Annotated in this window: 1 protein-coding gene; it reads left to right on the forward strand. The window is 65.4% G+C overall.

Going from position 1 to position 1,683, the window contains the following annotated elements; genetic code table 11:
* Positions 1-1,607 (forward strand): transposase (locus E1261_RS44650; RefSeq protein ID WP_238176857.1); only part of this gene is annotated, 1,607 nt, incomplete at its 5' end.
* Positions 1,608-1,683: the final 76 nt, after the last annotated feature.

Below are 1,683 nucleotides of genomic sequence, written 5' to 3' on the forward strand. Positions count from 1 at the left end.
GAGGCTGTTGCAGAATCGGCGTGGCTGGTGCGTATAACCCGGTAGGTGTTCGATTATTGGGTGTGGCGAATGGGTATCGGCCGGTTGATCGTGGTCAGGGTTTCTTGTTGCCGCCGGACATGTCTGACTGGTTGCCGCCCGGTCATTTTGCGTGGTTCTTGGTCGAGTTGGTCAAGGAGCTGGACACGTCGGTGCTGCATGCCGGCCGGACACGGGCCGGTCAGGGCCGGGCTGGGTTCGATCCGGACATGATGATCACGTTGCTGATGTATGCGTATGCGAACAAGGTGCATTCCTCGCGGCAGATCGAGCGGTTGTGCACCGTGGATGTGGCGTTCCGGGTGATCTGTGCCCAAGACATTCCTGATCACACGACGATCGCGCGGTTCCGCGCCGAGCATGAAGACGCGTTCGCGGATCTGTTCTCGCAGGTGCTGGTGATGTGCGCTGCCGCGGGGATGGGCCGGGTCGGGGTGGTGGCGATCGACGGGACCAAGATCGCCGCGAACGCGTCACTGGGCGCCAACCGCAAAGAGCAGTGGTTGCGGGAGCAGGTCGCGAAGATCGTGGCCGAGGCCGCAGCCACTGATGCGGCAGAAGACGAGGAGTACGGCGATGCGCGTGGTGATGAACTGCCGCCCGAGTTCAGTAACCCGTCCGGGCGCCGCGAACGGATCCGGAAGGCTCTGGCCGAGGTCAAGAAGAAAACTAAGCAGGCCGAGGCTGATGATGCCGCTGACCAGGCCCGGATCGAGGACTACCTGCAGCGGGTCGAGGCCGGCGAAAGTGTGAAGGGTCCAGTTCCGGCCGGGACAGATCTGGTTCGGTTCAACACCGCGCGGCTGGCCCGCGAACAGGCCCGGCTCGAGGCTGCCGAGCCGAAGACCCGGGCCCACGAGACCGCCGCACGTCAGATCCGCCAAGCCAGGAAAGACTTGCAGGCCGCCCAGGCCGCCGCCGAAGCCGGCACGATCGACCGCGAAGGCGCCGCGGCCAGACGGCGCCGCCGCCAGACAAAACTTGAGCCGGTCGCGAACACCACCGACCCCGACAGCCGGAAAATGTCCACCCACTCCGGTGGGTTCGTGCAGGGCTTCAACGCCCAGATCGCTGTCAGCGACGACCACCTCATCCTGGCCGCCACGGTGACCCAGAACGCCAACGACTACGACTCGTTCGAACCGATGATGAACGCCGCGGTCACCGCCACCGAACAGATCGGCCGTGAACTCGGCATGATCTTGGCCGATGCCGGCTACTGGTCCGAACCCAACCTCACCCTGCCCGGGCCCGAGCGGCTCATCGCGCCCGGCAAACACCGAGACGTCAACCGCGACGCCCGCGACCGGCCCACCCAAGGACCACCACCAACCGACGCCACCCCCGCCCAACAGATGCAGCACCGGATCCGCACCCCCGAAGGCCACACCACCTACAAACGCCGATCAGCCACCGTCGAAACCGTCATCGGACACCTCAAGGACCAAACCGGACTACGACGGTTCTCCCGCCGCGGACTCAAAGCCGCGGCCAGCGAACTCAACCTCGCAGCCACCGTGGTCAACCTCCTCAAACTCCACAACCACACCCTCCACCCAGCAACCTGACCCCGGGGCCACCCAGCCCGACCAGCCCGACAGATTCGATGCCCCGGCCGGCAAAACGCCATTTCGCTACAGGCTC

This window comes from Kribbella albertanoniae, assembly GCF_004348455.1.
Taxonomy (GTDB): Bacteria; Actinomycetota; Actinomycetes; order Propionibacteriales; family Kribbellaceae; genus Kribbella; species Kribbella albertanoniae.